Annotated in this window: 23 protein-coding genes and 1 pseudogene; 14 read left to right on the top strand and 10 right to left on the bottom strand. The window is 58.8% G+C overall.

Features of this window, described 5'->3' with window-relative positions:
* Nucleotide 1: 1 nt before the first annotated feature.
* From rfbF to rfaH, 3 genes are all read right to left on the bottom strand, one after another.
* On the bottom strand, nt 2-775 hold the full coding sequence (rfbF, locus tag C4K40_RS25975; protein ID WP_031320489.1) for a glucose-1-phosphate cytidylyltransferase: 774 nt from the start codon (nt 773-775) through the stop codon (nt 2-4).
* Between the two features lie 12 nt (nt 776-787).
* Nucleotides 788-1,777, bottom strand: coding sequence for an FAD-binding oxidoreductase (locus tag C4K40_RS25970; protein WP_053131946.1), 990 nt, complete (start codon nt 1,775-1,777; stop codon nt 788-790).
* Between the two features lie 357 nt (nt 1,778-2,134).
* Nucleotides 2,135-2,638: a transcription/translation regulatory transformer protein RfaH gene (rfaH, locus tag C4K40_RS25965; RefSeq protein ID WP_083456906.1), complete on the bottom strand. Its 504-nt coding sequence runs from the start codon at nt 2,636-2,638 to the stop codon at nt 2,135-2,137.
* A 450-nt stretch (nt 2,639-3,088) separates the two neighbouring features.
* On the opposite strand from rfaH, the gene C4K40_RS25960 reads away from it, so the two are divergent.
* Nucleotides 3,089-3,733 (top strand): MBL fold metallo-hydrolase, encoded by a 645-nt coding sequence (locus tag C4K40_RS25960; protein ID WP_022640831.1) that lies wholly within the window; start codon nt 3,089-3,091, stop codon nt 3,731-3,733.
* A gap of 110 nt (nt 3,734-3,843) precedes the next feature.
* Nucleotides 3,844-4,587 (top strand): OmpA family protein, encoded by a 744-nt coding sequence (locus C4K40_RS25955; protein ID WP_022640830.1) that lies wholly within the window; start codon nt 3,844-3,846, stop codon nt 4,585-4,587.
* An 81-nt stretch (nt 4,588-4,668) separates the two neighbouring features.
* Here C4K40_RS25955 and C4K40_RS25950 read toward each other — a convergent pair whose 3' ends face one another.
* The gene (locus C4K40_RS25950; protein ID WP_011063336.1) at nt 4,669-5,103 is read right to left on the bottom strand and encodes a YhcB family protein; all 435 of its coding nucleotides are present in this window, start codon (nt 5,101-5,103) and stop codon (nt 4,669-4,671) included.
* A 144-nt stretch (nt 5,104-5,247) separates the two neighbouring features.
* On the opposite strand from C4K40_RS25950, the gene C4K40_RS25945 reads away from it, so the two are divergent.
* The 3 genes from C4K40_RS25945 (at nt 5,248) to zapE (ending at nt 8,440) form a co-directional block, all read left to right on the top strand.
* Nucleotides 5,248-5,877, top strand: coding sequence for an alpha/beta hydrolase (locus tag C4K40_RS25945; protein ID WP_053131943.1), 630 nt, complete (start codon nt 5,248-5,250; stop codon nt 5,875-5,877).
* 24 nt (nt 5,878-5,901) lie between these two features.
* Nucleotides 5,902-7,257 (top strand): tryptophan--tRNA ligase, encoded by a 1,356-nt coding sequence (locus tag C4K40_RS25940; protein ID WP_053131940.1) that lies wholly within the window; start codon nt 5,902-5,904, stop codon nt 7,255-7,257.
* A gap of 88 nt (nt 7,258-7,345) precedes the next feature.
* Nucleotides 7,346-8,440: a cell division protein ZapE gene (gene zapE / locus C4K40_RS25935; RefSeq protein WP_031320484.1), complete on the top strand. Its 1,095-nt coding sequence runs from the start codon at nt 7,346-7,348 to the stop codon at nt 8,438-8,440.
* A 43-nt stretch (nt 8,441-8,483) separates the two neighbouring features.
* Here zapE and C4K40_RS25930 read toward each other — a convergent pair whose 3' ends face one another.
* A complete protein-coding gene (locus C4K40_RS25930) occupies nt 8,484-9,383 on the bottom strand; it encodes a GlxA family transcriptional regulator (protein WP_172681639.1) in 900 nt (299 codons plus the stop codon).
* A gap of 243 nt (nt 9,384-9,626) precedes the next feature.
* Here C4K40_RS25930 and C4K40_RS25925 point away from each other — a divergent pair, with 243 nt between their 5' ends.
* Nucleotides 9,627-10,763 (top strand): acyl-CoA dehydrogenase family protein, encoded by a 1,137-nt coding sequence (locus C4K40_RS25925; protein ID WP_053131934.1) that lies wholly within the window; start codon nt 9,627-9,629, stop codon nt 10,761-10,763.
* A 68-nt stretch (nt 10,764-10,831) separates the two neighbouring features.
* Here C4K40_RS25925 and C4K40_RS25920 read toward each other — a convergent pair whose 3' ends face one another.
* A complete protein-coding gene (locus C4K40_RS25920) occupies nt 10,832-11,872 on the bottom strand; it encodes an NADP(H)-dependent aldo-keto reductase (RefSeq protein ID WP_053131932.1) in 1,041 nt (346 codons plus the stop codon).
* Nucleotides 11,873-12,118: 246 nt separating this feature from the next.
* Between C4K40_RS25920 and rplM the strand changes: the two genes are divergently transcribed.
* The 7 genes from rplM to C4K40_RS25885 all read left to right on the top strand — a co-directional run bounded on the left by rplM (nt 12,119) and on the right by C4K40_RS25885 (nt 16,995).
* Nucleotides 12,119-12,547 carry a 50S ribosomal protein L13 gene (rplM, locus tag C4K40_RS25915; protein ID WP_022640822.1) on the top strand — a complete coding sequence of 143 codons (429 nt, stop codon included), beginning with the start codon at nt 12,119-12,121 and terminating at the stop codon, nt 12,545-12,547.
* Nucleotides 12,548-12,561: 14 nt separating this feature from the next.
* A complete protein-coding gene (gene rpsI / locus C4K40_RS25910; protein ID WP_022640821.1) occupies nt 12,562-12,954 on the top strand; it encodes a 30S ribosomal protein S9 in 393 nt (130 codons plus the stop codon).
* 254 nt (nt 12,955-13,208) lie between these two features.
* Entirely contained in the window at nt 13,209-13,802 is a 594-nt protein-coding gene (gene petA / locus C4K40_RS25905; RefSeq protein ID WP_031320479.1) for a ubiquinol-cytochrome c reductase iron-sulfur subunit, read from the top strand.
* Entirely contained in the window at nt 13,802-15,013 is a 1,212-nt protein-coding gene (locus C4K40_RS25900) for a cytochrome bc complex cytochrome b subunit (protein ID WP_053131929.1), read from the top strand. The genes petA and C4K40_RS25900 overlap by 1 nt, the downstream gene beginning before the upstream one ends.
* The gene (locus C4K40_RS25895; RefSeq protein WP_031320478.1) at nt 15,013-15,795 is read left to right on the top strand and encodes a cytochrome c1; all 783 of its coding nucleotides are present in this window, start codon (nt 15,013-15,015) and stop codon (nt 15,793-15,795) included. The genes C4K40_RS25900 and C4K40_RS25895 overlap by 1 nt, the downstream gene beginning before the upstream one ends.
* A 152-nt stretch (nt 15,796-15,947) precedes the next feature.
* Nucleotides 15,948-16,565 carry a glutathione S-transferase N-terminal domain-containing protein gene (locus tag C4K40_RS25890; RefSeq protein ID WP_022640818.1) on the top strand — a complete coding sequence of 206 codons (618 nt, stop codon included), beginning with the start codon at nt 15,948-15,950 and terminating at the stop codon, nt 16,563-16,565.
* Between the two features lie 16 nt (nt 16,566-16,581).
* Nucleotides 16,582-16,995, top strand: a complete 414-nt coding sequence (locus tag C4K40_RS25885) for a ClpXP protease specificity-enhancing factor (protein ID WP_022640817.1) — start codon at nt 16,582-16,584, stop codon at nt 16,993-16,995.
* A gap of 49 nt (nt 16,996-17,044) precedes the next feature.
* Here the strand turns inward: C4K40_RS25885 and C4K40_RS25880 are convergent, their stop codons facing one another.
* From C4K40_RS25880 to C4K40_RS25865, 4 genes are all read right to left on the bottom strand, one after another.
* On the bottom strand, nt 17,045-17,623 hold the full coding sequence (locus tag C4K40_RS25880; protein ID WP_022640816.1) for a BON domain-containing protein: 579 nt from the start codon (nt 17,621-17,623) through the stop codon (nt 17,045-17,047).
* Nucleotides 17,620-18,213, bottom strand: coding sequence for a phosphoheptose isomerase (locus C4K40_RS25875; RefSeq protein WP_022640815.1), 594 nt, complete (start codon nt 18,211-18,213; stop codon nt 17,620-17,622). Before C4K40_RS25875 ends, C4K40_RS25880 begins: the two co-directional genes overlap by 4 nt.
* 103 nt (nt 18,214-18,316) lie before the next feature.
* Nucleotides 18,317-18,688 (bottom strand): YraN family protein, encoded by a 372-nt coding sequence (locus tag C4K40_RS25870; protein WP_083456905.1) that lies wholly within the window; start codon nt 18,686-18,688, stop codon nt 18,317-18,319.
* Nucleotides 18,688-20,499, bottom strand: a complete 1,812-nt coding sequence (locus C4K40_RS25865; RefSeq protein WP_022640813.1) for a penicillin-binding protein activator — start codon at nt 20,497-20,499, stop codon at nt 18,688-18,690. The genes C4K40_RS25870 and C4K40_RS25865 overlap by 1 nt, the downstream gene beginning before the upstream one ends.
* 216 nt (nt 20,500-20,715) lie before the next feature.
* Here C4K40_RS25865 and rsmI point away from each other — a divergent pair.
* Nucleotides 20,716-21,569: pseudogene (rsmI, locus tag C4K40_RS25860) on the top strand (16S rRNA (cytidine(1402)-2'-O)-methyltransferase).
* The last annotated feature ends 15 nt before the right edge of the window (nt 21,570-21,584 follow it).

Genomic DNA, 21,584 nt, shown 5'->3' with positions numbered 1-21,584 from the left:
TTCAATCCCAGTTTTTCCAAGGCGCCTTGCCCGACTGCCAGAGTTCTTCCAGCAAATGCTTATCGCGCAAAGTGTCCATCGGTTGCCAGAAACCTGAATGTTCGTAAGCCATCAGCTCGCCTTCTTCAGCGAGTTTCATGAGCGGCTCCTGTTCCCAGGTAGTGCTGTCGTCGACCAAGTAGTCGAGTACTTTGGGCGTGAGTACGAAAAAGCCGCCATTGATCATGGCGCCGTCACCTTTCGGTTTTTCCTTGAAATTAAGGACTTGTCCCTTCTGAATATCGAGAGCGCCAAAACGGCCTGGTGGTAGCGTTGCAGTGAGAGTCGCCGCTTTTCCGTGTTTTTTGTGAAACTCGATGGACGCTCTGATATCCACGTCGCTGACGCCGTCTCCATAAGTGAAGCAGAACGATTCTTCGTTCTTGACGTAGTCCGCCACCCGTCGCAGGCGGCCTCCGGTCATTGAGTTGTCCCCTGTGTCGATCAGCGTGACGTTCCAGGGTTCGGCTCGTTTGTCATGCACCTCCATTGCGTTATCACGCATGTTGAAGGTTATATCCGACATGTGGAGAAAGTAGTTGGCGAAGTACTCTTTGATTACATATCCCTTATAACCACAGCAAATAATGAAATCATTGATTCCATGAGCTGAGTACATCTTCATGATGTGCCAGAGGATTGGTTTTCCACCAATCTCCACCATTGGTTTTGGACGGACACTGGTTTCTTCACTGAGACGAGTTCCCAGGCCACCGGCCAAAATAACTGCTTTCATGATTTCTCCGGGTTAATTCGAGCTTACAAAAGCATCGGAATAAAAATTTTTCACTGGCAGGCCAGCTGCCGTCAGCGCTTGCTGCGCTGAATGAATCATCGCTTCAGAGCCACAGGCATAGACCACGGCATCAGACAGGTCTAGAGCGTCCTCGAGTAAGGCCGTATGAACGTAGCCCTTGCGTCCGGACCATTCGGAACCTGAGCGGGATAGCACCGGGGTGAAGGTAGCGTCGATACTGGCAATCGCTGGTTGCCAATAGATATCTGACTCGACCCTTCCCCCCCAATAGATGTGGATTTGCTTGCCAGCGGTTTGATCCGGATTTGCTGCCAGGCTTTCCAGCATTGCCTTGACTGGAGCAATGCCCGTACCCGTGGCCAGAAACACCAAGCGAGTGGCCGTCGGGTTACGCAAGCAAAATGTGCCGAGAGGGCCTTCAAGTCGCAACAAGTCATTGATCTGCGCCTGACCGAACCAGTACTGACTCATGACGCCTTCAGGAACTTTTCGGATATGCAGTTCCAGCTTTGCGCCTTCATGATGAGCATTGGCGATCGAATAGCTACGGCGTATGCCTTCTTTACCTATGACGTCGATGTACTGTCCGGCCAAATAGAAGAGGGCGCTGGTTGGCGGTGTACGAAGCACGATGCGTACCACATCCGTGGTCAGATATTCGATTGAGTCGATACGGCAAGGTACTGTCTTTATCTTAATGTCTGCGAGTTGCCCTAAATCTTCGATATCAAGCTCGATATCGCTCGAGGGAGCCCGGCAGCAAGTCAGGATATAGCCTTCTGCCATGTCGCCTTCAGTGAGGGCTAGCTCTTGCTGGATTAGCGTTGTGGTGCCTTGTAGCACTTTACACTTGCATACTCCGCACCGACCGTTGCGGCAGCTGTACTCCAAGACAACATTTTGTGACTTGCCACTGTCGACAAGACTCTTGCTCTGTTCAGCAACAAAGCTCTTGTGATTGGATAAAGTTACGTTGTACATGCTTTAAACATCACTCTCGTTTACTGCGCTTTTCACGATTTTAAAGCCTTGCCATTTTGGACATGACTGACAGAAGTATTGAACTAGTCTCTGAGGGCTGGCTCTGGAGGAGGGGGTAGAGCCCTCAATCAGAGTTTCCCGAACTTCCAGTCACTGCGTGTACGAATGAGCTGGCGTGCCGGGTGGATGTGCTGCCTGGCCGGGATTCTGAAATTTTCCAGATTTTGGCACGCTACCGCCCCAGGATTTAGCGTCAATTCCTGAGAACGGTTCTCAATATTTTTCCCTGTCAGTCGAGCTAACGATCGGACAGGCCTCAAAAACAATGGAGGAGTTTCCTCCCCTGGCCGAGGTAGCCTAAATCTTACGAATACTGGAACGGGGGAGCTCAATTCGCTGCTGTTTGTTGAGCAGATTGAGCAGCAATACAACACGCTCCTCGCCAACGCAGCTTTCGAATATGGCTTCCAGATCTGCAAAGCAGCCGTCACTGATGCGAACTTTCGCTCCTTTGTTCAGCAATGGTGCATCCAGGTTTGTCACACGTTGTCGCAAATCATCTATTAAGCTTTCCGCCACAGCCAGGGGCTGACCATTGAAGGCGACCAGACGATTCACTCCTCGCGTCGAGCGCAGTGGAGCCCAATTGTCGTCACGTTCAAGTGCGATAAACAGGTAACCGGGAAATAGGGATTCCGTAGCGTCTTGCTTACGACCCTGAACGAGACGTTGGCATCGCCGTTGCGGGCGATAGCAATGGAAGCCCTGGCGCTCCAGGTTTTCTTCAGCTCGCTGGTCCTGTCGTGGCTTGCATTGCACCAGATACCAAGTGCTAGAGCTGTCTGGTTGATACGTGGCCATTGAGTCAACGGTCTCTGTACGTATGTCACCATCTGGATGGAGACATGGGTCACCTTCATCACTACAAGCAAGTCGCAGCACGTTATGGATCGGCGACGTCAAGATCGTGAATGGCGCGAGTTCATGGCCGGGCATTGTAACCCGCGAGCCGATCATCCGCACTTAGGCATGTCGCGATTGGACTGCGTTATCGAGTTCCGATGATGAGGCGCTGTATGCACGTTGCTTCTGACGGTCCGCTGGAGTCCTGCCCTAGCGCTTTTGCCAGGCTGGATTGACAAAAAGAGATATCGCTCAGAGCAGTCGGACGATACTTTATCCGCGAAAGCCTGCCACCCGTCTCTGCTAAAGAAGTCGGATGGGGGGGGATCAAATCTGTCATGGCCGTCGAGGGTTCTCGGCACCTTTTGATGAGAACGTTACACCTGTTGACTGTGTAGGAACATCTGTATGGAACCCTTGAAGCCTGTGATCATCCGCGAGACCTTCCCCGTCGGCCCGTTGCAGTGCAACTGCACCATCATCGGCGACCCGTTGACCAAGAAAGCCATAGTTGTCGATCCGGGCGGCAATCCTGACTTGATCATGGCGCGCCTCGATGCCCTGGGCCTGAAGGTGGTCAGCATCATCCACACCCATGCTCACCTGGATCATTTCCTGGCCTCCGGGCAGATGAAGGAAAAGACCGGCGCCACCCTGCACCTGCACAAGGATGACCAGTTCCTGTGGGACAACCTGGAGATGCAGTGCAGCATGTTCGGCGTGCCCTATACCCCAGTACCGGCCCCGGACCGCTGGTTGGGCGACGACGAGGAGCTGGCCTGCGGCTGCGGCGTGGCCCTGCATACCCCGGGACATACTCCAGGTTCCATGAGCTTTTGGTTTTCCGAGGCTAAGCTTCTGATTACCGGCGACACCTTGTTCAAGCGTGGGGTCGGGCGCACGGATCTGTGGGGCGGCGACCAGGCCACCCTGGTGCGTTCGATCCAACAGCGTCTGTATACCCTCGACGAAGACGCCACGGTGGTTGCCGGGCACGGCCCGGACACCCGGCTGGGCGATGAAATGCGTCAGAACCCGTTCGTGAGAGCTTGAGTTTTTGCTCGGTGTTCCACGGAATTTTTGCCGTTCTGTGTGTTCCAACGCCGGCACAGGTCCGTTGCCAACGTCCTTTGCATTACAGAATGCATATGTAGGAGCTTTCCATGTTCACCTCGCGTCGTTTGATTGTTGTCGCTACTGCTGTGGCCTTGTTATCCGGCTGCGCTTCGCCTAACCCCTATGACAACCAGGGGCAGGCCGACGGCGGTTCGTCGGGCATGAGCAAAACTGCGAAATATGGTGGCCTGGGTGCCTTGGCCGGCGCCTTGGCCGGTGCCGCGATCAGCCACAACAACCGTGGCAAGGGCGCGCTGATCGGCGCCGCGGTAGTTGGTGCATCCGCCGCCGGTTATGGCTACTACGCCGACCAGCAGGAGAAGAAGCTGCGCGCCAGCATGGCCAATACCGGGGTCGAGGTGCAGCGCCAGGGTGACCAGATCAAGCTGATCATGCCGGGCAATATCACCTTCGCCACCGACTCGGCGAACATCGCCCCAAGCTTCTATCAGCCGTTGAACAACCTGGCCAACTCCCTGCGCGAGTTCAACCAGAACCAGATCGAGATCGTCGGCTACACCGACAGCACCGGCAGCCGCCAGCACAACATGGACCTCTCCCAGCGTCGTGCGCAAAGCGTGGCCACCTACCTGACTTCCCAGGGTGTGAGTGGCGCCAACCTGTCTTCGCGCGGTGCCGGCCCGGACAATCCGATCGCCAGCAACGCCGACGTCAACGGGCGGGCCCAGAACCGTCGGGTAGAGGTCAACCTCAAGGCAATCCCTGGCCAGCAGTACCAGCAGCCAGCCCAGCAGCAATATCAGCAGCCCTACCAGCAGCAGGGTTACTGATCGAACCAGCTTGAGCCGCAGGCATAAAAAAGCCCGCCCGATGAAGATCGGGCGGGCTTTTTGTTGGCTGGCTGTAGCCGCTTACTTCTTCAGGCCATATTGCTCGTCGAGCATGCCCGGGGCGTTCGGCGTCTTTGGCGCGTAGTCCCGTGGTGGTTCCTGGTCCCGTGGTGGGGTCAGGCGTTCACGTGGCGCCTGCACCGACTCGGAGTGCAGGGCGGCCAGCAGGCGCTGGCGGGTCAGTTCGTCCAGGGCCAGGCGATTGGCGCCTTCGGCCAGGTGATCCTGTACTTCCTGATAGCTCTGGGTGAGTTTTTTCACCAGGGTGGCGGTGCTGTTGAAGTGCGTCACCACTTCGTTCTGGTAATTGTCGAAACGCTCCTGGATATCGTCCAGCTGACGCTGCGTGCGGTTAGGCGCGGCGTTGGGCAGCAGGCGCGCGACCAGGAATCCAATGGCGACACCCGCGACCAGGGCAAGAGTCGGCAACAACCAAACTAAGAGCGAGTGTTCCACGAGTCCTTCCTCTATAAACGGCTTTGCTTTACGTTAACGGCTCGAACCTGCGCTGTATACCGCGATTCACTCGCAATAGATTGGCACAGACCATTTGCTAGACGAGTCGACCCCCTTCGAGGTCACGGAGTTCCTTCCTTGCTTATGCGTGAAACCCCTGTAGTGATTGCCGGCCCCGTGGGCCAACTGGAAGCCCTGTATCTGGAGGTGCCCGACGCCCGCGGCGTGGCCCTGATCTGCCACCCGAACCCGGTACAGGGTGGCACCATGCTCAACAAGGTGATCTCCACCTTGCAGCGCACGGCACGGGATGCCGGGCTGATCACCCTGCGCTTCAACTACCGTGGCGTCGGGGCCAGCGAAGGTAGCCACGACATGGGCACGGGTGAAGTCGACGATGCCGAGGCGGCTGCCCACTGGCTGCGGGCCAAGCATCCACAGCTGCCACTGACGCTGCTGGGCTTTTCCTTCGGCGGCTTCGTCGCGGCGAGCCTCGGCGGACGCCTCGAGGCCCAGGGGATACGGCTCAAGCACCTGTTCATGGTGGCCGCGGCGGTGACTCGCCTGCGCGATACCGATACCTTGCCCCACGACTGCCCGCTGACCCTGATCCAGCCGGAGACCGACGAGGTCATCGATCCGCAGGCGGTCTATGACTGGTCCGCGGCCCTGGTTCGTCCCCATGAGCTGCTGAAAGTGGCAGAATGTGGGCACTTTTTTCATGGCAAGCTCACCGATCTGAAGGATCTGGTGCTGCCGCGACTTTCGAATTGATTGCAGTCTGATAAGCGATTACCCATGACTACTCGTACGCGCATCCTCACCGGCATTACCACCACCGGCACGCCGCACCTGGGCAACTATGCCGGGGCGATCCGTCCGGCGATCCTCGCCAGCCGCGATAGCAATGCCGATTCCTTCTATTTCCTGGCTGACTATCACGCCCTGATCAAGTGCGATGATCCGTTGCGCATCCAGCGTTCGCGCCTGGAGATCGCCGCCACCTGGCTGGCCGGTGGCCTGGATGTGGAGCGCGTGACCTTCTATCGCCAGTCCGACATCCCGGAAATCCCGCAACTGACCTGGCTCTTGACCTGTGTCGCCGCCAAGGGCCTGCTCAATCGTGCCCACGCCTACAAGGCCTCGGTGGACAAGAACGTCGAGGCCGGTGAAGACCCGGATGCCGGCGTCACCATGGGCCTGTACAGCTATCCGGTGCTGATGGCCGCCGACATCCTGATGTTCAACGCGCACAAGGTGCCGGTGGGCCGCGACCAGATCCAGCATGTGGAGATGGCCCGGGATATCGGCCAGCGTTTCAACCACCTGTTCGGCCAGGGCAAGGAGTTCTTCGCCATGCCCGAAGCGCTGATCGAGGAAAGCGTCGCCACCTTGCCAGGCCTGGACGGTCGCAAGATGTCCAAGAGCTACGACAACACCATCCCGCTGTTCACCAGCGCCAAGGACATGAAGGATGCGATCTCGCGGATCGTCACCGACTCCAAGGCACCGGGCGAGGCCAAGGATCCGGACAACTCCCACTTGTTCACCCTGTTCCAGGCGTTCTCCACTGCCGAGCAGGCCGCCGAGTTCCGTAGCGAACTGCTGCAGGGCCTGGGCTGGGGCGAGGCCAAGAGCCGCCTGTTCCAGTTGCTGGACGGCGAGTTGGGCGAGGCCCGCGAGCGCTATCACCAATTGATCGCCCGCCCGGCGGATCTGGAGGACATCCTCCTGGCTGGAGCGGCCAAGGCCCGTAGCGTAGCGACGCCATTCCTGGCCGAGTTGCGCGAAGCGGTAGGCCTGCGCTCCTTCGAAAACCAGGTCCAGGTGGCGGCCACCACCAAGAAGAAGGCGGTCAAGGCTGCACGTGTCGTCAGCTTCCGCGAGGACGATGGCAGCTTCCGCTTCCGCTTGTTGTCCGCCGATGGCGAGCAACTGCTGCTGTCGCGCAACTTTGCCGACGGCAAGGCTGCCGGTGCGGCGAGCAAGCAGTTGCAATCGGGCCAGGAGCTGGACCTGCGTGCCGAGGCCAACAGCTTCAGTATCTGGCTGGACGGCGCCAGCGTGGCTGACAGCCCGGTCTTTGCCGACGCTGCTGCCCGTGATGCAGCCATCGAAGAAGTACGGATCGCCTTGGCCCCGGCCCAGGATTGAGCGGAATCTTCCCGACCAAGGGCTGATTGCCATTCCCCAGGGCCGTCGCTAAAGTGACGGCCCGTTTTTGTTGCCTTGCTAACGAATTATGACGCCCCTAGAACGATACCAAGCAGATCTGAAACGCCCGGATTTCTTTCATGACGCTGCACAGGAAACCGCTGTGCGTCATCTGCAGCGCCTGTATGACGATCTGATCGCGGCCGAGCACAATAAGCCGGGTCTGCTCGGCAAGCTCTTTGGCAAGAAAGACCAGGCGCCGGTCAAGGGCCTGTATTTCTGGGGTGGCGTGGGGCGCGGCAAGACCTACCTGGTCGACACTTTCTTCGAAGCCTTGCCCTTCAAGGAAAAGGTTCGTACGCACTTCCACCGATTCATGAAGCGCGTCCACGAGGAAATGAAGACCCTGGGCGGCGAGAAGAACCCGCTGACCATCATCGCCAAGCGTTTCTCCCAGGAGGCGCGGGTGATCTGTTTCGATGAATTTTTCGTATCCGATATCACTGACGCGATGATTCTCGGCACCCTGATGGAGGAGTTGTTCAAGAACGGCGTGACCCTGGTGGCCACTTCCAACATCGTGCCCGACGGCCTGTACAAGGATGGCTTGCAGCGTGCCCGCTTCCTGCCGGCCATTGCCCTGATCAAGCAGAACACCGAAATCGTCAACGTCGACAGTGGTGTCGATTATCGCCTGCGTCACCTGGAGCAGGCCGAGTTGTTCCACTATCCATTGGACGAAGTGGCCCACGAGAGCTTGCGCAAGAGCTTCCGGGCGCTGACGCCTGAGTGCACCCAGGCCGTGGAAAACGATGTGCTGATCATCGAGAACCGCGAGATCCGTGCACTGCGCACCTGTGACGATGTGGCCTGGTTCGACTTCCGCGAGTTGTGCGACGGCCCACGCAGCCAGAACGACTACATCGAGCTGGGCAAGATCTTCCACGCGGTGCTGCTCAGCGGCGTGGAGCAGATGGGGGTCGCCACCGATGACATCGCCCGGCGTTTCATCAACATGGTCGACGAGTTCTACGACCGTAACGTCAAGCTGATCATCTCCGCCGAGGTGGAGCTCAAGGATCTCTATACCGGTGGCCGGCTGACGTTCGAGTTCCAGCGGACCCTAAGCCGCTTGCTGGAGATGCAGTCCCACGAGTTCCTGTCGCGGGCGCACAAGCCGTAAATCCCGACTCAATGAAAAAGGGCCTGCAATGCAGGCCCTTTTTTCATGCCGCCAGTTGCTGGAACTGCTGGCGGTACTGGTTGGGGGAAAGCTCGGTGTGCTGGCGAAACAGTCGGGCGAAGAAGCTGGCATCGTCATAGCCGACTTCGTAGCTGATGGTCTTGATGCTCTTGCGTGTGCCTGACAGCAGGCCTTTTGCGGTTTCTATCCGCAGGCGTTGCAGGTAGTGCAGGGGCTTGTCGCCGGTGGCGGTCTGGAAGCGTCGCATGAAGTTGCGAATGCTCATGCCATGCTCGCGGGCGACGTCCTCGAAGCGGAACTTGTCGGCGAAGTGTTCTTCGAGCCAATGCTGGATCTGCAGGATGATCACGTCCTGATGCAGCTTCTGGCCGCCAAAACCCATGCGTCCCGGAGCGTAGCTGCGCTGGACCTCATAGAGGATGTCCCGGGCTACGGCCTGGGCCACGCTGGCGCCACAGAAGCGCTCGATGAGGTAGATGTAGAGGTCGCAGGCCGAGGTGGTGCCGCTGGCGCAGTAGAGGTTGTCGGCGTCGGTCAGGTGCTTGTCCTGGTTGAGTTGGACCTTGGGGAAGCGCTCGCTGAAGGTGTTGAAGAAGCGCCAGTAGGTGGTGGCCTCCTTGCCATCGAGCAACCCGGCCTCGGCCAGCCAGAAGACCCCGGTAGCCTCGCCGCATAGCACGGCGCCACGGGCGTGCTGGGCGCATAGCCAGGGCAATATCTGGGGATAACGCTGGCAGAGGGTGTCGAAGTCGTCCCAGAAGGCCGGGAGGATGATCACGTCGGCATCTCCCAGTGGGCCATCCACTGGCATGATCACATCGCTGAAGCTGCGCACCGGCTGGCCATCAGGGCTGACCAGGCGGGTCTCGAAGGCTGGCGTCAGGCCATGGCCCAGTTGTTTGCCGTAGCGCAGGCTGGCCAGGTGGAAGAAATCCTTGGCTTGCATGAGGGTGGAAGCGAAAACCCGGTCGATAGCCAGGATGCTGACGCGCCGCAAGGGCGTGGAAGTTTGGTTAGACATAATTCGATTGTTCTTATAGGGGAAAGTGGTCACCAGACGGCTGGATCGTCTTATTTTTTGTCGGATGTGTCCAGTGTCCCGTGCCGGTGGCTGGGCTTAGGCTCTGGCAGCCAGACCCGATAAATGACAACCACAGGTGGCTGCATGATCCCCAGAACCTTGTTCAGTTCCGAGCACGAACTCTTCCGTGACAGCGTGCGTACCTTCCTTGAAAAAGAAGCGGTGCCTTTCCATGGCGAATGGGAAAAGCAGGGCTACATCGACCGCAAGTTGTGGAGCAAGGCCGGGGAGGCGGGGATGCTGTGCTCGCACATCCCCGAGGAGTACGGCGGGCTGGGGGCGGACTTCCTGTATAGCACGGTGGTGATCGAGGAGGTCAGCCGCCTGGGCTTGAGCGGCATTGGCTTCTCCCTGCACTCGGATATCGTCGCGCCCTACCTCCTGCATTACGGCAGTGAGGCGCTGAAGCAGAAATACCTGCCGCGGATGGTCTCGGGCGAGCTGGTCACGGCGATCGCCATGACCGAGCCCGGAACCGGGTCCGACTTGCAGGGCGTGAAGACCACGGCAGTGCTCGACGGCGATGAGTATGTGCTCAACGGTTCCAAGACCTTCATCACCAACGGTTACTTGGCGGAGTTGGTGATCGTGGTGGCCAAGACCGATCCCAAGGCTGGGGCTAAGGGCACCAGCCTGTTCCTGGTTGAAGCCGATTCGCCGGGCTTCACTAAGGGCAAGCGCCTGGAAAAGGTCGGTATGAAGGCCCAGGACACCTCGGAACTGTTCTTCCAGGATGTACGAGTACCCAAGGAGAACCTCCTGGGCCAGGCCGGGATGGGTTTCGTCTACCTGATGCAGGAACTGCCCCAGGAGCGCCTGAGCGTGGCCATCGGTGGCCTGGCCAGTGCCGAGGCGGCGTTGAAATGGACCCTGGACTACACCCGCGAGCGCAAGGCCTTCGGCAAGGCGATCGCCGACTTCCAGAACAGCCGGTTCAAGCTGGCGGAGATGGCTACGGAAATCCAGATTGGCCGGGTGTTCGTCGATCGCTGCCTGGAGCTGCACCTGAAGGGCAAGCTCGACGTACCGACGGCAGCCATGGCCAAGTACTGGGGAACCGACCTGCAGTGCAAGGTCCTGGATGAGTGCGTGCAGCTGCATGGCGGCTACGGCTTCATGTGGGAGTACCCGATTGCCCGGGCGTGGGCCGACTCCCGGGTGCAGCGGATCTACGCCGGGACCAACGAGATCATGAAGGAAATCATCGCCCGTTCTCTATAAGGCGGGTGGAGCGCTTGCCGGCGAACGGGGCGGTTACCTGTTGGCCGGCAAGCGGAACGGCGGGCTGCTTATGGGGCAGGGTTGGGCTGGTCCTTGTGGATGGCCTCGATCCCGGCCAGGACTTCTTCCGACAACTTCAGCCCGGCGCTGGCGATGTTGCTGTCCAGTTGCTCCAGAGTGGTGGCGCCGATGATGTTGCTGGTCACGAAGGGTTGTTGGGTCACGAAAGCCAGGGCCATTTGCGCCGGGTCCAGGCCGTGTTCGCGAGCCAGCGCCACGTAGCGGCTGCAAGCGGCTTCCGACTGCGGATTGAAGTAACGGCTGAAGCGGCTGTAGAGGCTCAGGCGGGCCTTGGCGGGGCGGGCGCCATCTTCGTACTTGCCGGATAGGAAGCCGAAGGCCAGGGGTGAGTAGGCCAGCAAGCCGCACTGTTCACGGATGGCGATTTCCGCCAGGCCCACTTCAAAGCTGCGGTTGAGCAGGTTATAGGGGTTCTGGATCGACACCGCCCGTGGCCAGCCACGGCTCTCGGCCAGGGCCAGGAACTTCATGGTGCCCCACGGAGTTTCGTTGGACAGGCCGATATGGCGGATCTTCCCGGCCCTGACCTGTTCGTCCAGGGCTTCGAGGGTTTCCTCCAGCGGGGTGAAGTCTTCGTCTGCGTTGTGCTTGTAGCCGAGCTGGCCGAAGAAGTTGGTGCTGCGTTCCGGCCAGTGCAACTGGTAGAGGTCGATCCAGTCGGTTTGCAGGCGCTTGAGGCTGGCATCCACGGCTTCGACTATGTGCTTGCGGTTGTGCTTGAGCTGCTTGTCGCGGATGTAGTCGATGGTGTTGCCCGGGCCGGCGATCTTGCTGGCCAGGATCCAGTCGGCACGGTCCCCGCGCTGCTTGAACCAATTGCCGATGTAGCGCTCGGTGGTGGCGTAGGTCTCGGCCTTGGGGGGCACCGGATACATCTCGGCAGTATCGATGAAGTTGATCCCGGCCTGCTTGGCCCGCTCGATCTGGGCGAAGGCCTCGGCCTCAGTGTTCTGTTCGCCCCAGGTCATGGTGCCCAGGCAGATGGCGCTCACTTTCAGATCGGTCCGGCCCAGTTGGCGGTAGTCCATGGGTACTTCCTCGGTAAAACAATCATAAAAGCAGGTTGAATTTTTTTTCGCAATCTGGATAATTCTGCAGCTCTTTCTGCGGTGGAAGTGATGCCCCGCCTGCCGAAGATTCTTGCCGCATGCCAGACGCGCTGACCCGAGCCCCCGAAAGCGTCTGTATTCGGCTGCCTTTGACCTTGTCAAAGTAAGCACTATTCAGTAAGATCCGCCGTCTATTTTGCTGGGCGGCCCCTGAGGCTATAAAGAATGAAAACTTTTACTGCTAAACCGGAAACAGTAAAGCGCGATTGGTTCGTCATCGACGCCGCTGGCCAGACCCTGGGTCGTCTGGCTACCGAAATCGCGAGCCGTCTGCGTGGCAAGCACAAGCCTGAGTACACTCCTCACGTTGACACCGGCGACTACATCGTCGTGATCAATGCCGAGCAGGTACGTGTTACTGGTGCTAAAACCACTGACAAAATGTACTACTCCCACTCCGGTTTCCCGGGCGGCATCAAGTCGATCAACTTCGAGAAGCTGATCGCTAAAGCCCCTGAGCGCGTGATCGAGACCGCGGTAAAAGGCATGCTGCCTAAGAACCCGCTGGGTCGCGACATGTACCGTAAGCTGAAAGTATATGCGGGCGCTGCTCACCCTCATACTGCTCAGCAGCCCCAAGAACTGAAGATTTAACGGAATAGTTCATTATGTCGGCGACTCAAAATTACGGCACTGGCCGTCGCAAGACTGCAACCGCACGCGTATTCCTGCGTCCGGGCACTGGCAATATCTCCATCAACAACCGTTCCCTGGATAGCTTCTTCGGTCGCGAAACTGCCCGCATGGTAGTTCGTCAGCCGCTGGAACTGACCGAGACCGTTGAGAAGTTCGATATCTACGTTACCGTTATCGGCGGTGGTGTAAGTGGCCAGGCTGGCGCAATCCGCCACGGTATCACTCGCGCCCTGATGGATTACGACGAGACTCTGCGCAGCGCCCTGCGTAAAGCCGGCTACGTAACCCGTGACGCACGTGAAGTTGAACGTAAGAAAGTGGGTCTGCGTAAAGCGCGTAAGCGTCCGCAATACTCCAAGCGTTAATTCGCTACTGCGTTCAAAAAAACGCCCAGCCTCCTTTGGAGCTGGGCGTTTTTTATTGCTCAAAATTTGCCGTGTGACAACTTGCCACATCCGTGGAGGCCCTATACTACAAGGCCTGGCGCAGAGTCCGCCTGGTAATTACCTTGTCAGAATTGGGGGTTTTCATTACCATTCGGCAAAATTTTTATAAGTTCAGATTTTTACTTAGTAGATGCCTGATTTAACAGGCCACAAAGCTGATGGGAGAGGACTGAATGAGCAATGACGGCGTGAATGCAGGCCGGCGTCGCTTCTTGGTGGCAGCCACATCCGTGGTGGGTGCTGCTGGAGCGGTGGGGGCTGCGGTCCCGTTCGTGGGGTCATGGTTTCCCAGTGCCAAGGCGAAAGCCGCAGGTGCACCGGTGAAGGTGAATATCAGCAAGATCGACCCAGGTCAGCAGATGGTTGCTGAGTGGCGTGGTCAACCGGTATTCATCGTCCGCCGTACAGAGGAAATCCTGGGGAATCTTAAAAAGATCGAGGGCCAGCTGTCTGACCCTGACTCCAAGAACTCGGTACAACCAACCTACGTCGACCCCGAAGTGCGTTCGATCAAGCCAGAGATTCTTCTGTTGATCGGTATCTGCACCCACTTGGGTTGTTCTCCTACCTTCCGTCCTGAAGTGGCGCCTGCGGATCTGGGCAAGGACTGGGTAGGTGGCTATTTCTGCCCTTGCCACGGCTCCCACTACGATCTGGCTGGTCGTGTCTACAAGTCGCAGCCCGCGCCATTGAACCTGCCAGTACCCCCGCATTCCTATGAGTCGGATGACATCATCGTCATTGGCGTCGACACGGAGAAAGCGTGATGAGCAAGTTCATGGATTGGGTAGATGCGCGCTTCCCCGCCACCAAGATGTGGGAAGACCATCTGAGCAAGTATTACGCTCCGAAGAACTTCAACTTCTTCTATTTCTTTGGTTCCCTGGCACTGCTGGTTCTGGTTAACCAGATCGTTACCGGTGTCTGGCTGACCATGAGCTATACCCCTTCGGCAGAAGAAGCCTTCGCTTCCGTCGAATACATCATGCGTGACGTCGAGTACGGCGCGATCCTGCGACTGCTGCACTCCACAGGCGCTTCGGCGTTCTTCATCGTGGTCTACCTGCATATGTTCCGTGGCCTGCTCTACGGTTCCTACCAGAAGCCTCGTGAACTGGTGTGGCTGTTCGGCATGCTGATCTACCTGGCGCTGATGGCAGAGGCCTTCATGGGCTACCTGCTGCCATGGGGGCAGATGTCCTACTGGGGCGCCCAGGTGATCATCTCGCTGTTCGGTGCCATCCCGGTCATCGGCGACGACCTGACCCAGTGGATCCGCGGTGACTACCTGATCTCCGGCATTACCCTCAATCGCTTCTTCGCCTTGCACGTCGTGGCCCTGCCTATCGTGATTCTGGGGCTTGTGGTGCTGCACATCCTGGCACTGCACGAAGTGGGTTCGAACAACCCGGATGGCGTCGATATCAAGAAGCACAAGGATGAAAACGGCGTACCGCTCGACGGCATCGCATTCCATCCGTACTACACCGTGAAAGATATCGTCGGCGTAGTGGTGTTCCTGTTCATCTTCTGCTCGATCGTGTTCTTCTTCCCGGAAATGGGTGGTTATTTCCTCGAGAAGCCGAACTTCGAACAGGCCAACCCGTTCAAGACGCCTGAGCATATTGCCCCGGTTTGGTACTTCACTCCGTTCTACGCAATCCTGCGTGCGGTGCCGGACAAGCTCATGGGCGTTATCGCCATGGGTGCTGCGATTGCTGTGCTGTTCGTGCTGCCATGGCTTGACCGCAGCCCGGTCAAGTCCATGCGCTACAAAGGCTGGCTGAGCAAGATCTGGCTGCTGGTGTTCTGCATCTCCTTCGTGATCCTGGGCGTGCTGGGCGTACTGGCGCCGACTCCGGGTCGTACGTTGCTGTCGCAGGTATGTACCTTCCTGTACTTCGCCTACTTCATTCTGATGCCGTTCTACACCAGGCTCGAGAAGACCAAACCGGTTCCGGAAAGGGTGACTGGCTGATGAAAAAGCTATTTGCTGTACTGATTCTTGCTGCTATGCCTGTATTGTCTTTCGCAGCCGAGCACGGTGGTCCTGAGTTGGAAAAGGTCGATATCGACCTGACCGACAAGGCTGCAATGCAGGACGGTGCGCGTACCTTTGCCAACTATTGCATGGGCTGCCACAGCGCCAAGTTCCAGCGGTACGAGCGGGTTGCTGATGACCTTGGCATCCCTCATGACCTGATGATGAGCAAGCTGGTCTTCACCGGTGCGAAGATCGGTGACCACATGAACATCGGCATGCAGCCAGCCGACGCCAAGACCTGGTTTGGTGCTGCTCCGCCAGACCTGACCCTGGTGGCCCGTGTTCGTGGTACCGATTGGCTGTATGGCTACCTGAAGTCCTTCTATGAAGACCCAGCACGTCCTTGGGGTGTGAACAACAAGGTATTCCCGAACGTGGGCATGCCTAACGTTCTGGTCGGACTTCAGGGGCGTCAGGTGATCGGTTGCAAGCAGGTGCAGATTGTCGAAGACGGCAAGAAGCAGTTCGACCCGCTGACCGGCACTCCGCTGACCCACGAAGCTTGCGATCAGTTGACCGTCAAGGAAAACACCGGGACCCTCAACGAGGCGCAATTCGATGAGAAGGTCAAGAACCTGGTGACTTTCCTGGCCTACTCGGCCAACCCGGTCAAGCTGCAGCACCAGCGTATCGGTACCTACGTGCTGCTGTACCTGGCCTTCTTCTTCGTATTCGCCTATCTGCTCAAGCGCGAATACTGGAAAGATGTGCATTGATAGCGTTTTAAGCATCAGTTGTTGAACGTGCGCGCCCAAGGGCGTCTCTGAAGCTGTAACAACCCTGTATCATTCGGGGGTTACCAGAGGCGCCCTCAGGGCGCGTTCGTTTTTTCTGCTTTCGATAATTTCAACACGCGAGGAGGATCGCCATGGGCGTGACCAATCGGTTGGCCTGTTACTCCGACCCCGCCGACCACTATTCCCATCGGGTGCGCATTGTACTTGCGGAGAAAGGTGTCAGCGCCGAGATCATCAGTGTGGAGGCGGGCCGTCAGCCGCCGAAGCTGATCGAAGTGAATCCCTACGGGAGCTTGCCTACGCTGGTCGATCGTGATCTTGCGCTGTGGGAGTCGAGCGTAGTGATGGAATACCTGGATGAGCGTTATCCACATCCACCATTGCTGCCGGTCTATCCTGTAGCTCGAGCCAACAGCCGCTTGCTGATGCATCGGATCCAGCGTGACTGGTGCGGGCACGTGGATCTGATACTCGATTCGCGGACCAAGGATGCGGTGCGTGCGCAGGCGCGCAAGGAGCTGCGGGAAAGCCTGACCGGTGTTTCACCGCTGTTCGCCGACAAGCCGTTCTTCCTCAGCGAGGAACAAAGCCTGGTGGATTGCTGCCTACTGCCCATACTCTGGAGGTTGCCGGTCCTGGGTATTGAACTGCCGCGGCAAGCCAAGCCGTTGCTCGATTATATGGAGCGCCAATTTGCGCGTGAGGCTTTCCAGGCAAGTCTGTCTGGTGTCGAACGCGACATGCGCTAAGGCTTAAGGAGCCGTTATGAACTCCAGTCGACCTTATCTGGTCCGCGCGCTCTATGAGTGGATTGTGGACAATGATTGCACCCCGCATTTGCTGGTCAACTCCGATTATCCAGCGGTGCAGGTGCCTCAGGGGTTTGCCAGTGATGGACAGATCGTCCTGAATATTTCTCCCAGTGCCGTGCGCCATCTGCACATGGATAACGACGCAGTCACCTTTGAAGGGCGCTTTGGTGGCGTGCCTCATAGCTTGTTTGTGCCGGTTGGCGCGATTCTGGGGATCTATGCCCGGGAAAATGGCCAAGGCATGGTTTTCGACCTGGAGTCTCCTCTGGATGACGAGGAGGATGTCGAGCCGGATGACGATATGCCGCCGCCAGACAGTGAGCCGCCGCGTCCAAGTGGCAGGCCAAGCTTGAAGGTGGTCAAGTAATAAAAAAGGCGATCCGAGGGGATCGCCTTTTTTGTGCCTGTGGGCAGGCTTAGTCGATGTACTCGAACAGCTTGACGATCTTCTGCACGCCTGAGACGCCCTGCACGAGGTTCGTCGCCTGGGCCGCTTCCTGCTTGGTCAGCAATCCCAGCATGTAGACGATGCCGTTCTCGGTCACCACCTTGATACGTGAGGCTGGGACGTTGGCATCGGCGAGCATCTGGGTCTTGATCTTGGTGGTCAGCCAGCTGTCGTTCTGCCGGGCCAGGAACCCGGAAGGAGGCAGTACTTGTAGCTCGTTGTGCACCTTCTTGACGCGTTGTACTTCGCTGGCGGCTTGTTCGGCCGTTGCCTTGAGGTCCGGGCGCGGGGTCTGGCCGGCCAGCAGCACTACGCCGTTGAAGCTGGTAACCACGATGTGCGAGTTGTTTTCCAGGTCCGGGTTGGCCTTGGCGACGTTCACGGCGACCTTGGTTTCGATCAGGGAGTCGTCGATCTTGCTGCCGAAGGTGCGGGTGCCGCGGTCGTCGTCGATGGGTTTGTCGCGGGTGGCGGTAATCACCGAGCTGCAGCCAGTGAGGCTCAGGCACAGGGTCAGGGCCAGGAGGCCGAGGCGATTAGGGGTCATTCTTCACTCCCGAACAATTGGCTGTCGATCAGGTCGCAGAGACAGTGGATCGCCAGCAGGTGGACTTCTTGGATGCGTGCGGTAACGGTGGCCGGTACACGAATCTCCACGTCTTCAGGCAGTAGCAGGGAGGCCATGCCACCGCCGTCGCGACCGGTCAATGCTACGACAATCATTTCGCGATCATGTGCGGCCTGGATCGCCTGGATGATGTTCGCCGAGTTGCCGCTGGTGGAGATGGCCAGCAGAACGTCGCCAGGCTGGCCCAGGGCACGGATCTGCTTGGAGAAGACTTCGTTGTAGCTGTAGTCGTTGGCGATCGAGGTGATGGTCGAGCTGTCGGTGGTCAGTGCTATGGCAGGCAGGCTGGGCCGCTCACGCTCGAAACGATTGAGCAGCTCCGAGGAGAAGTGCTGGGCGTCGCCGGCTGAGCCGCCATTGCCACAGGCAAGCATCTTTCCTTCGTTGAGCAGGGCGTTGACCATGACCTGGCTGGCTTGCTCGATGTGCGGTGCAAGTACGTCCATCGCCTGTTGCTTGGTGTCGATGCTGGCCTGGAAAAGCTGGCGAATTCGGGATTGCATGTCCATCTGTGTGACCTTAAGTAGCTGGGCTTGGTGGCACGTGAATGTGCAGCCCGCAGTGCAAAGAGCAAAGAAATTGGGTGGAAGTGGCGCGGCCTGCCGGCGTCTTTCAGCCGTCAAAGGCGTTGCGTAGCCAGTTCAACTGGGCCTGGGGGCCCGGGGTGCCGTCAATGGCGACCACGTCGAAGCGACAGGGGTGGTTGGACCAACGTGATTCGCTTTGCAGAAAGAACTGCGCGGCAAGGATCAGTTTTTGGCGCTTGCGCCCATCGATACTGCCCAGAGCGCCACCCCATTGTGTGTGTTGTCTGTAGCGGACTTCGACGAATACTACTGTATCGCCGTCAAGCATGACCAGATCAAGCTCGCCGCGCTTGCACAGCCAGTTCTGCGCCACCAGGCACAGGCCCTGCTGTTGGAGATGCCGAAGCGCAAGGCTTTCGGCATCTCTTCCGCTTTGCAGGCGTGATCCGGGGTGCATCAGCGCGGAGTATCGGGCAGGCGAGTGACCTGGCCGCTGACGAACTTGGCCCATGGCAGTTGGCGCTCGATCCGCTGGCCGGCGGCCATGCCCAGGCTGCCGGACTCGCCGTCGATGCGGGTGTCAGGCAAGGCCTTGAGCTGACCCAGGCGCGGGGCCAGGTGGTAGGCGTCGACACCCATGGCGTACAGGCGGCCAAGGCTGCCGCCGGCCTGCGGCCATTGGGCGGTGACCTGGCGCCGCATTGTGCCGTTTGCGTCCAGCAGCCATGGCGTCTCGCAGAACATGATGCCGTTCATGTCGTTGTACTGGTTCTGGTCGCCACTGGCGCTGAAGACGTTGGAGATGGCGTAGACAGGAACGTCACCGGCGTACTGGAAATTCAAGGTCGGCTTGATCTGCTGGGCCTGTTGCGGAGTGGATGCGAGGAAAATGAACTCGATATCCTGGCGACGCGACGGCTGGGCAGCCACCTGGCTGCCAACGGTGCTCTGCAGGCTCTTGGCGCGAGCTTCGCTTTGGCGCAACTGGAACAGGTTGGCAATTTGCTGGGCCAGGGCTACAGGTTGGTCGATTCGCTCGATGGCCAGTACGCTGCCGCCGTTGCTTTCCCAGTCCTGGCGGAAAGCCTTGAATACACGATCGCCCCATTCGCTCTTGGGTACCAGTGCCGCGGCGCGATGCAGGCCGTCGGCGCGGGCACGCCGAGAAGCTTCGCGAGCTTCATCTTCGGCGGCCAGGCCGAATTGGAACAGCTGTGCAGGAGCTTGTTCGCCTTCGCTGTAGTTCAGGGCCAGAGTGGTGATGGGCAGTTGTGGGCTGGCGGCCAGTTGTTTGACCAGTGGCTTTTCCAGCGGGCCGACCACCAACTGTACGCCGTCGGCTTGGGCCTTGCGATAGAACTCATCCAGGGATTTCAGGCGCGAGCTGTCATAGAACTCGATGCTGGGTGGTTTTTGCCCGGCTTGTTGTGCCTGGTAGTGGGCGGCCATGAAACCTTCGCGCAGGGCCTTGGAAACTGCTGCCAGCGGGCCTTCCTGCGGTAGCAGCAGGGCGATTTTCGAAACGGGCTGGCTGGCCAGTTCCTTGAGCTTGACCAGTGGCTGTGGCAATTGAACCGCTGCCGGGTGTTTCGGATTCTGGATGCGCCAGTTGTCGATGGCGGCTTGCTGCTGTTCCAGGGTGCCTGCGGTCTTGATTACCAGGGCCAGGCTCAGCCAGCCGCTCAGGTCGTCGTTTCCGGCAGGTTGCAGTTGGTCGGTAGGCAGGGCGGCGATCAGGGACCAGATGGCTTCGTGGTTTTTAGCCGCGGCGTCATCCTTGAGCAGAGGGGCCAGGGTAATCCGCTCCTTGGCTGCCGCCAGGGTCTGGCCATCGGCCTCCAGGGCGCGGGCGTGGACGCTCAGGGTGCGTACCTGCTGGGCGGCGGGAAGCTCGCCAAGGTGTTGCAGGCTCGGATGGCCCAGGGCCGTCAACGCAGCCTTGGGCTGGTTGCGCGTCATGGCCAGTTCCGCCGCTAGGGTGCTGGCGAAAATCTGCTGGGCAGGCTTGAGTTGGTCCAGTTGGACTTGTTGCAGGATCTGTCCGGCGCGTCCGGCATTGCCTTGGCGGTAGGCCAGGTCGGCGGCGCTCAGGCGTAATAGGGCGGCTTTGTCGGGGTTTTTGCTGGTGGCGGCCTCTTCGAGCAGTTGCTCGATGCTGGCATCCGGTGTCCGTGGAAGTTCGCCAAGGCTGGAGGAGGGCGAGCTGGCGCAAGCCACCAGAAGGGTAGCCAGGCAGAGGGCGATAAACAGCCGCAGGCAAGCGATCATGTAAGTGTTCCTGATACTCGATCAAATGAACGTTGAATTGTACCCAAGCACTGGCCGGGGCGCGATGTTGCTGGCGATAAACCATCTATTTTGCGAATGCAGATGTTGCTGTGTCAGGCGCGCTTGAGTGAACGCGATACGCATTGATCAGCCTCCAGTGCGTACAATGGCGCTTTTGCTGATCGCGAGGTGTGCGCTTTGACTGCTCCAGGTTCCATGAATTCCGTTGCCGGCTCGCTTTATGTGGTGGCGACGCCTATCGGCAACCTGGACGATGTAAGTGCCCGGGCCTTGAAGTTGTTGCGCGAGGTGTCCCTGATTGCCGCTGAGGATACCCGGCACTCCCAGCGCCTGATGCAGCACTTTGGCATTTCCACCCCCTTGGCCGCCTGTCATGAGCACAATGAGCGTGATGAGGGTAGTCGTTTCATTACTCGTCTACTGGCGGGTGATGATGTCGCGCTTATTTCCGATGCCGGCACGCCGCTGATCTCCGACCCCGGCTATCACCTGGTGCGCCAAGCCCGGGCCGCGGGAATCAATGTGGTCCCGGTGCCGGGGCCGTGTGCGCTGATAGCGGCGCTATCCGCCGCAGGACTGCCTTCGGATCGTTTCATCTTCGAGGGTTTCCTGCCGGCCAAGGCCAGTGGGCGCCGAGCGCGCCTGGAGCAGGTCCGCGAAGAGCCGCGTACGCTGATTTTCTATGAGGCCCCCCATCGCATTCTCGAATGCCTACAGGATATGGAGGCGGTGTTCGGCGGTGATCGCCCGGCGTTGCTGGCTCGTGAGTTGACCAAGACTTTCGAGACCCTCAAGGGGTTGCCGTTGGTCGAATTACGTCGGTTCGTCGAATCCGACTCCAACCAACAGCGTGGGGAGTGTGTGGTTTGGTGGCGGGGTGGACTGCTCCGCAGGGTGATGAGGCCATCAGCAGCGAGACGATGCGGATTCTGGACCTGTTGCTCAAGGAGATGCCGCTCAAAAGAGCGGCGGCACTGGCTGCAGAGATCACTGGCGAGCGCAAGAACGTGTTGTATCAGCTCGCCCTGGAAAAGCAGAAAGAGCAATAAATAGCGGAGCAGGGT

This window comes from Pseudomonas sp. CMR5c (genome assembly GCF_003850545.1).
Lineage (GTDB): Bacteria > Pseudomonadota > Gammaproteobacteria > Pseudomonadales > Pseudomonadaceae > Aquipseudomonas > Aquipseudomonas piscis.
The sequence above is the reverse complement of the archived record's forward strand: the minus strand, read 5'-3'. Positions and strand labels throughout refer to the sequence as shown.

Bases quoted from the DNA above. Each gene is read 5' to 3' on its own strand.
- rfaH (WP_083456906.1), bottom strand. From the start codon at position 2,638: ATGGCCACGTATCAACCAGACAGCTCTAGCACTTGGTATCTGGTGCAA.
- C4K40_RS25900 (WP_053131929.1), top strand. From the start codon at position 13,802: ATGAGCAAGTTCATGGATTGGGTAGATGCGCGCTTCCCCGCCACCAAG.
- C4K40_RS25920 (WP_053131932.1), bottom strand. From the start codon at position 11,872: ATGGACTACCGCCAACTGGGCCGGACCGATCTGAAAGTGAGCGCCATC.
- C4K40_RS25880 (WP_022640816.1), bottom strand. From the start codon at position 17,623: ATGACCCCTAATCGCCTCGGCCTCCTGGCCCTGACCCTGTGCCTGAGC.
- zapE (WP_031320484.1), top strand. From the start codon at position 7,346: ATGACGCCCCTAGAACGATACCAAGCAGATCTGAAACGCCCGGATTTC.
- C4K40_RS25885 (WP_022640817.1), top strand. From the start codon at position 16,582: ATGAACTCCAGTCGACCTTATCTGGTCCGCGCGCTCTATGAGTGGATT.
- rpsI (WP_022640821.1), top strand. From the start codon at position 12,562: ATGTCGGCGACTCAAAATTACGGCACTGGCCGTCGCAAGACTGCAACC.
- C4K40_RS25970 (WP_053131946.1), bottom strand. From the start codon at position 1,777: ATGTACAACGTAACTTTATCCAATCACAAGAGCTTTGTTGCTGAACAG.
- C4K40_RS25865 (WP_022640813.1), bottom strand. From the start codon at position 20,499: ATGATCGCTTGCCTGCGGCTGTTTATCGCCCTCTGCCTGGCTACCCTT.
- C4K40_RS25890 (WP_022640818.1), top strand. From the start codon at position 15,948: ATGGGCGTGACCAATCGGTTGGCCTGTTACTCCGACCCCGCCGACCAC.
- C4K40_RS25875 (WP_022640815.1), bottom strand. From the start codon at position 18,213: ATGGACATGCAATCCCGAATTCGCCAGCTTTTCCAGGCCAGCATCGAC.
- rplM (WP_022640822.1), top strand. From the start codon at position 12,119: ATGAAAACTTTTACTGCTAAACCGGAAACAGTAAAGCGCGATTGGTTC.
- petA (WP_031320479.1), top strand. From the start codon at position 13,209: ATGAGCAATGACGGCGTGAATGCAGGCCGGCGTCGCTTCTTGGTGGCA.
- C4K40_RS25870 (WP_083456905.1), bottom strand. From the start codon at position 18,688: ATGCACCCCGGATCACGCCTGCAAAGCGGAAGAGATGCCGAAAGCCTT.
- C4K40_RS25925 (WP_053131934.1), top strand. From the start codon at position 9,627: ATGATCCCCAGAACCTTGTTCAGTTCCGAGCACGAACTCTTCCGTGAC.
- C4K40_RS25960 (WP_022640831.1), top strand. From the start codon at position 3,089: ATGGAACCCTTGAAGCCTGTGATCATCCGCGAGACCTTCCCCGTCGGC.
- C4K40_RS25945 (WP_053131943.1), top strand. From the start codon at position 5,248: ATGCGTGAAACCCCTGTAGTGATTGCCGGCCCCGTGGGCCAACTGGAA.
- C4K40_RS25940 (WP_053131940.1), top strand. From the start codon at position 5,902: ATGACTACTCGTACGCGCATCCTCACCGGCATTACCACCACCGGCACG.
- rfbF (WP_031320489.1), bottom strand. From the start codon at position 775: ATGAAAGCAGTTATTTTGGCCGGTGGCCTGGGAACTCGTCTCAGTGAA.
- C4K40_RS25895 (WP_031320478.1), top strand. From the start codon at position 15,013: ATGAAAAAGCTATTTGCTGTACTGATTCTTGCTGCTATGCCTGTATTG.
- C4K40_RS25955 (WP_022640830.1), top strand. From the start codon at position 3,844: ATGTTCACCTCGCGTCGTTTGATTGTTGTCGCTACTGCTGTGGCCTTG.